The following is a 6299-nucleotide window of genomic DNA, read 5'->3' on the forward strand; positions in this document are numbered from 1 at the left end:
AGGAGTATTGGTATCTATTTGCCATGATCCTAAAAAATAATCACGGTTCAGCGAAATTAATTCATCGTCGTCAGAACACTGAGTGAAGAGAGCAAAAAGTAAAATTACTGGCAGCTTTCTCATACTGTATCATACGGAAGTACTTAAATCCAGTTATCTATTTTAAAAGTAAAACTGCTTCTTTTTCCGTGCGTATATTCACCCGATGCCTGATATCCTCTCCATCGCATATTTTCTCACTGCCATTCATCCGGTAGATGCTACTATTCTGTCTGACTACTTATCGCACTGGCAACTGTTTCACTGCCCGAAGAAGACAACTATTACCTTTCAGGGGCAGACGGAGCGGTACATCTACTTTGTGGAGGAAGGTATCCAGAAATCGTACTACCTGCATCAAGGCAAACCCCATGTAATTGCATTTACTTATCCGCCTTCCTTTTCCGGTATTCCCGAATCGTTCATCACCCAAACTCCTTCCCACTACTTTCTGGAGGCGATCTCGGATAGTAAATTTTTGCGGATCTCCCACGAGCAGCATCAGCAATTAATGCAGCAGTATCGCCCTATTGAAACCTTGGTAAGGAAAGCTACTGAGATGGTACTGGTAGGGCTGGTTCAGCGGCAGTACGAGCTAATGGCGATGGATATTCAGAGTCGGTTTACTGCCTTTGTACAGCGTAGCCCGCACTTACTAAACATGGTTCCGCATAAAGACTTAGCTTCCTACCTGCGGATTGACCCTACTAACTTTAGTAAGCTACTCAATTCCGTAAAAACATAAGAAGCTATTTGAACTAGTTTTTTCAAGCTATAAATATATCTTTTCAACTTCAGCATCACTATTTTTTTTAGCTCATAGTCTCAGCTACATCGTAATGAATTTAAAAGTGCCCGGGAGGCCCCGCCTCGTTCCGTTCATGTGTCTACCGCTCAAAACCCAGTATTTTACTATTGAATTAATATTTCAAACAGCTTCTGTAATCTTGGTGTAGACCAAGACTTCTCTCTCAATAATCGGTGACCTTCGTAGAGAACTTTATTCAAACATTATTTCACTCTACAAAATCAGTCATGAAAAACTCAGCACTAAAATGGTTAGACACCGAACTGTACCCCTTTGAACATCGCTATATTTCTCTTTCATCCGGTAAGATGCACTATATTGATGAAGGGCAGGGTGATGTTATTTTATTCGTTCACGGAACACCTACTTGGTCGTTTCTGTACCGTGATTTTATTAAAAAGCTTTCAAAGAATTACCGCTGCATTGCCGTAGATCATCTGGGCTTCGGTCTATCTGATAAGCCTCACGTTTTTGCGGGCCGTCCCCAAGAGCACGCCCAAAACCTATCAGATTTTATCCAACAGTTAGACTTACAGAATATTACTTTGGTTGTTCACGACTTTGGTGGGCCAATTGGATTGGCAGCAGCACTCGATCAGCCGGACCGTATTAAGCAAGTGGTTCTATTCAATACGTGGCTGTGGGAAACCGCATCCAATCCGGCAGTGAAGAAGATTGATAAAATTGCTCGTAGTTGGTTAGGCAAGCTCCTTTATTTAAATCTTAATTTCTCTCCAAAAGTATTACTTAAAAAAGGATTCAATGATAAGAAAGTGCTGTCCCAAAACATTCATCAGCATTATATTTCTCCTTTTCCTACTAAAGATTCTCGACATTCGTTACTTCGGTTAGCGGAGTCGCTAGGTGGTTCTTCGGCGTGGTATCAAGAACAGTGGGAAAAGTTAGATAGGCTAAGTGAGAAACCTTGGCTCATTTTGTGGGGAACAAAAGATGAGTTTATTACTACGGATTACCTGAATCGCTGGACTAATCGACTGCCTCAAGCTGAGGTGAAAACTTGGGGTTGCGGTCATTTTTTGCAAGAAGAGCGAACTGATGAAACTATTGTAGCGCTAGAGTCATTTTTAGTTCAAGAGAAAGCTAACGCAAATAATTATGCATAAGTAATTAGTTAAATTAACTATTGCTTTCTGTTAGTAATTTTCTTATCTAGTATTGGAAGTAAATAACATTATTATGAGTACTTTATTATTTATCGGTGGCTTGGGCGGATGGGAAATTCTGCTGATTGTTACCATCATACTAATATTTTTTGGAGCTAAAAAAATTCCAGAGCTGGCTCGTGGTTTAGGTACCGGAATGCGAGAGTTTAAAAATGCTACCAAAGAGATTAAAAACGAGGTAGAGAGAGAGAACTCCGAACCCAAAAGACCAACAACAACAGCTACCGCCCCTCCGCCGGCTGAGCCAGTAGTTGTTGAGCCTACGCCTTCCGCGGAAGAAAGGAAGACAGAGGATGGAAACCAGAGCAACGGGTAAGGATTGACAATGATTGATGAGTAGTAGAATACGCATCATTCGTTAAGCATTCGTTATTAATGACTGTGTTGTTTCCACCACCATTGGAATACAATTAGTGCCCAAGTTGTGGCGTGTACATCGCCGGGGTTAGGGGAAAATAGTTGTTTCTTCAACGATTGAATTTCTTCAACACTGAAGATGCCTTGTTCTTCAATAAACTGATCGTCTAGCAGGTCGTGCGTAATGGTGCTTTTCAGTTCAGTGCGAAACCAGGGTAGCAATGGGACTTCAAAACCATGTTTAGGTCGCCGATAAAGTTCAGGTGGGAGCATATATCGGAAAGTATCCTGTACAATTCGCTTCTTCATTTGGCGATTGATTTTGCTGGCTTCGGGTAGCTGAAAAGCGAACTCTACCACTTCGTGGTCTAGAAATGGTACCCGCACTTCCAATCCGTTAGCCATTGACATTAGATCTACTTTTGTAAGCATATCGTTAGGCAAAACCAGTTGAGTGTCAGCTAATAGAACCTGACTAATATCTTCAGCCGTATCCGAAACAGGTTTAAGCCACTGTGATTGACGAGATTTAGCTTCTTCTAATGATAGTTGCTTTAGCGAGTTGCTGCTCAATAAGCGAGTAGCTTTTTCGGAAGTTAGAAAGGTAGCCCAGTGCCAGTAGCGTTCTTTAGGACTTAGCTGCATTCCTTCGGCAAACCGCTCAAATTGACGAGCTTTGTTAGATAGCCAACTATTTCTAGATTTAGGCATTTGCCGCCACAGGGGTAACCCCTTCGCTACTAGCTGTTCAGCCCATTCGGGGTGCATCGCTCGGTAGGCGGCTAAGTGTTTGTTATAACCGGAAAATATCTCATCAGCACCATCACCCGAAAGAGCGACAGTTACGCGCTGCTTAGTTTCTTTGCTTAGAATATATACTGGTAAAGCGGACGAATCAGCAAATGGCTCGCTCAAATAATCCAGCATACTGTGCAAATGACGATATAGATCATCGTTGGTAAGAGAGAATACGGTATGATTAGTTTCAAACTTCTGAGCAACTAGCTTAGCGTACTTCGTTTCATCAAAGAAAGGCTCATCGCGATAACCAATAGAAAACGTGCTGAATGAGTCCACGTGCTGTCGGGCCAATCCGGTAATTACCGATGAATCAATACCTCCGCTTAAAAATGAACCGAGAGGCACATCGGCTACCAATCGCCGTTGTACTGACTGATCGAGTAGTTCTCGTAGCCGCTGTTGTTGAGCCTGATAAGAAAGAGAACCTACGGATTGATTAAATGCATCAGCCGTAAGTTCATAGTATGTACCCACTTTCACCCGCTCGGTATTTCCCTTAGCAACTTCTACATATTGGCCCGGCAGTAATTTTTTTACTTTTTGAAAGATAGTGTGAGGGGCCGGAATGTAGTTCAGTTGCAAATAGTGAAGAAGCGATGAATAGTCTAGTTGTTTCTCTACTCCGAAAGTAAGTAGTGATTTCATCTCAGAAGCGAAGAAAAGCTTATCTTCATCATGGTAGTACAGCAATGGTTTAATGCCAAACCGATCTCGGGCTAGCCACATTCGATTTTCTTCAGCATCGAAAAAGGCAAAAGCAAAAAAACCATTCACCTCAGTTAGTCCATCTATGCCGTGGTGAATAAGCCAGTACAGTAATACTTCCGTATCGGATTGAGAAACAAAGTTGATATCAGCTCCATTCAGCTCTTGCCGTAGTTCTCGGTAATTGTAAATCTCACCATTGAAAACAATAGTGTAGCGCCCACTAGCGTCTTTCATGGGCTGGCTCCCTTCCCTCGAGGTATCAATAATAGACAATCGGCGATGCCCCAATCCCACGTGATCTAACAAATCATGCTGCCCAAAATCAGGTCCACGCGATTCTAAAGCATCGGTGGCCGCAGCCAACTTAATCATGTGAAACTTGCCTAGCTCATTAAAAGCGTACAATCCGGTAATTCCGCACATAACGTATTAATTGACGATGGATAGTTAAAAATTGATAATGCCTTTAGCTTACGATTTAGTAGGATTTGGGGGAATATCCTAACGGGTAAGTCCACAGTTAATGGTCTACAGCTAAACACTTAGTAGAGCCTTACTTTCTGCATTACTCACTATTTAATTGTTTTTTCAAACTATCAGCTACCACAGTAGGCAGTATAGCTTTTACGGTAACGGGAGCCACTCCGACTCGGATGATACCAATCTGCTGGGCAGCAGCTCGCGATAAATCAATAATACGATGGGGATGATAAGGGCCGCGGTCGTTGATGGTCACAATAACTTCCTGCTGAGTAGCTGGGTTGACGACTTGTACCACTGTTCCGAAGGGAAGGTGTCGGTGAGCAGCGGTTAAACTGTCTGGCTGATAGAGAATACCGCTCGCGGTTGGTTTTCCCGCTAAAGAATTAGCGTAGTAAGAAGCTTGACCACTTTGAGCGAAATTATACGCGGGTTCCTCAGCTGTCCGCAACGAACACGCCATTATCAGCAGCCAAGTCCCATGCAGCAATCTGTTTAGTTTCATCATCAAACTGATTGTAGAATCTATTGATACAATTGCAAAATGCATACCTAACCGAGCTGTACTGAGGGGCAAGTGCTTTATCCATCAAAATTAGCTTTTAGATTCTGTTCGGCCATCGCTACGGTTTTGACTACTCGTTTTTGTCGGGTTTCAGCACGTTTCGCGCTGATAATCCACCACAGAATTCCTTTTTTATAAGTGGGGGCAAACTGCGTAAAGTACTTTTCTGCCGCTGGGTTGTTGGCTAGTGCCTGTTGCAAATCGTTTGGTATTTCAAGGGCTTCCACCGGATCGTAAATCGTCCAGGAACCATTCCGTTTAGCGGCTTCAATTTTAGCCAGTCCGGCATCGGTTATGCGGCCACTTTTCAGCAAATGAGCTACTCGCTCTTTGTTCAGCTTGCTCCAAGGGCTCTTGATGTTACGGGGCGAAAATAGCTGCTTATAACGTTCATCATCCAATTTATTAGGTACGCTATCAATCCAGCCAAAACAGAGTGCTTCTTCTACCGCTTCGTCGTAAGTGACCGTAGGTTTACCTGTACCCTTCTTGTAATATACCAGCCAAACTCCGTCGGCAGTTACGTGGTTTTCAGCTAGCCAGTCGCGCCACTGCTGTCGAGTTTCGGGATAATACTGCGGAAAATCTTTACGAATTGCCATACTATGCTTTACGTTTCCGAAGAGTTTTGTACCTCCAGATGCTGCACTGATTGTTTGATTTCACTCAATTCCCGCTGAATGTCGCGCAGTACGGGGTTAGAACTCGATAGGTTCCGCAACTCTTCTTCCCGTAGTCCGAAGCGAGAATCTAAGTAGCCAATAATAATTGAGCCGACGATAAACAGCACAAATAGAATCGGAATAGAGATATAGATGTATTGGAAAATCAGTTGGCCGAACGGTTCATTGCGGAAAGTTTCCATAAAGACAATTCCAATCATAAAAAACTGGATGTAACCAATGTACATTCGGGCTCGGTCGATATACACTTTCCAGCGGATGAGCGTGGGTTTATTCAGTTTGATGTGTGATAGCATAATGGCTTACTTTTTACCAAAGTACGATAAAACCTAAAATTATTGTGTCAAGGTTTATCCTTTCTTGGGATTTTGTAACTTCCCCAATAAACTGATACTTATGAGTAATAAAACAATTCGGTGGGGTATGATTGGCTCAGGCGATGTAGCTGAAATGAAAAGTGGTCCGGCATTTCAAAAAATAGCGAACTCTCAGCTAGTAGCTTTAATGCGGCGCAATACTGCAAAGGCCGCTGACTTTGCTCACCGTCACCAAGTGCCAGAATGGTACGATGATGCGGCCAAAATGCTCAACCAAGCCGATATTAATGCGGTCTATATTGCTACTCCTCCCAATTCTCATCTGGACTATACGCTGATGGCACTGGAGGCTGGGAA

The 6299-nt window shown here is 43.0% G+C and carries 8 protein-coding genes; 4 read left to right on the forward strand and 4 right to left on the reverse strand.

The window, feature by feature from the left end; genetic code table 11:
• Nucleotides 1-205 precede the first annotated feature (205 nt).
• From WBA23_RS22815 to WBA23_RS22825, 3 genes are all read left to right on the forward strand, one after another.
• Nucleotides 206-784 (forward strand): Crp/Fnr family transcriptional regulator, encoded by a 579-nt coding sequence (locus WBA23_RS22815; RefSeq protein ID WP_424584586.1) that lies wholly within the window; start codon nucleotides 206-208, stop codon nucleotides 782-784.
• A 290-nt stretch (nucleotides 785-1074) separates the two neighbouring features.
• Complete coding sequence (locus WBA23_RS22820) at nucleotides 1075-1971, forward strand: alpha/beta fold hydrolase (RefSeq protein ID WP_424584587.1); 897 nt, start codon at nucleotides 1075-1077, stop codon at nucleotides 1969-1971.
• A gap of 73 nt (nucleotides 1972-2044) precedes the next feature.
• Nucleotides 2045-2347, forward strand: coding sequence for a twin-arginine translocase TatA/TatE family subunit (locus tag WBA23_RS22825; RefSeq protein ID WP_424584588.1), 303 nt, complete (start codon nucleotides 2045-2047; stop codon nucleotides 2345-2347).
• Nucleotides 2348-2403: 56 nt separating this feature from the next.
• Here the strand turns inward: WBA23_RS22825 and asnB are convergent, their stop codons facing one another.
• The 4 genes from asnB to WBA23_RS22845 all read right to left on the reverse strand — a co-directional run bounded on the left by asnB (nucleotide 2404) and on the right by WBA23_RS22845 (nucleotide 5921).
• Nucleotides 2404-4320: an asparagine synthase (glutamine-hydrolyzing) gene (gene asnB / locus WBA23_RS22830; RefSeq protein WP_424584589.1), complete on the reverse strand. Its 1917-nt coding sequence runs from the start codon at nucleotides 4318-4320 to the stop codon at nucleotides 2404-2406.
• Nucleotides 4321-4462: 142 nt separating this feature from the next.
• Nucleotides 4463-4927, reverse strand: coding sequence for a septal ring lytic transglycosylase RlpA family protein (locus tag WBA23_RS22835; protein WP_424584590.1), 465 nt, complete (start codon nucleotides 4925-4927; stop codon nucleotides 4463-4465).
• A gap of 32 nt (nucleotides 4928-4959) precedes the next feature.
• The gene (locus WBA23_RS22840; protein WP_424584591.1) at nucleotides 4960-5544 is read right to left on the reverse strand and encodes a YdeI/OmpD-associated family protein; all 585 of its coding nucleotides are present in this window, start codon (nucleotides 5542-5544) and stop codon (nucleotides 4960-4962) included.
• 8 nt (nucleotides 5545-5552) lie between these two features.
• Entirely contained in the window at nucleotides 5553-5921 is a 369-nt protein-coding gene (locus tag WBA23_RS22845; protein ID WP_424584592.1) for a hypothetical protein, read from the reverse strand.
• Between the two features lie 100 nt (nucleotides 5922-6021).
• On the opposite strand from WBA23_RS22845, the gene WBA23_RS22850 reads away from it, so the two are divergent.
• Nucleotides 6022-6299, forward strand: a 278-nt coding sequence (locus tag WBA23_RS22850; RefSeq protein ID WP_424584593.1) for a Gfo/Idh/MocA family protein, incomplete at its 3' end; no start/stop codon positions are given.

The organism is Tunicatimonas sp., assembly GCF_049647865.1.
Classification (GTDB): Bacteria; Bacteroidota; Bacteroidia; order Cytophagales; family Cyclobacteriaceae; genus Tunicatimonas.

What these genes read in the sequence shown, in the direction of transcription:
- WBA23_RS22840 (WP_424584591.1), bottom strand. Translation starts at nt 5,544, where the DNA reads ATGGCAATTCGTAAAGATTTTCCGCAGTATTATCCCGAAACTCGACAG.
- WBA23_RS22820 (WP_424584587.1), top strand. Translation starts at nt 1,075, where the DNA reads ATGAAAAACTCAGCACTAAAATGGTTAGACACCGAACTGTACCCCTTT.
- asnB (WP_424584589.1), bottom strand. Translation starts at nt 4,320, where the DNA reads ATGTGCGGAATTACCGGATTGTACGCTTTTAATGAGCTAGGCAAGTTT.
- WBA23_RS22835 (WP_424584590.1), bottom strand. Translation starts at nt 4,927, where the DNA reads ATGCATTTTGCAATTGTATCAATAGATTCTACAATCAGTTTGATGATG.
- WBA23_RS22825 (WP_424584588.1), top strand. Translation starts at nt 2,045, where the DNA reads ATGAGTACTTTATTATTTATCGGTGGCTTGGGCGGATGGGAAATTCTG.
- WBA23_RS22845 (WP_424584592.1), bottom strand. Translation starts at nt 5,921, where the DNA reads ATGCTATCACACATCAAACTGAATAAACCCACGCTCATCCGCTGGAAA.
- WBA23_RS22815 (WP_424584586.1), top strand. Translation starts at nt 206, where the DNA reads ATGCCTGATATCCTCTCCATCGCATATTTTCTCACTGCCATTCATCCG.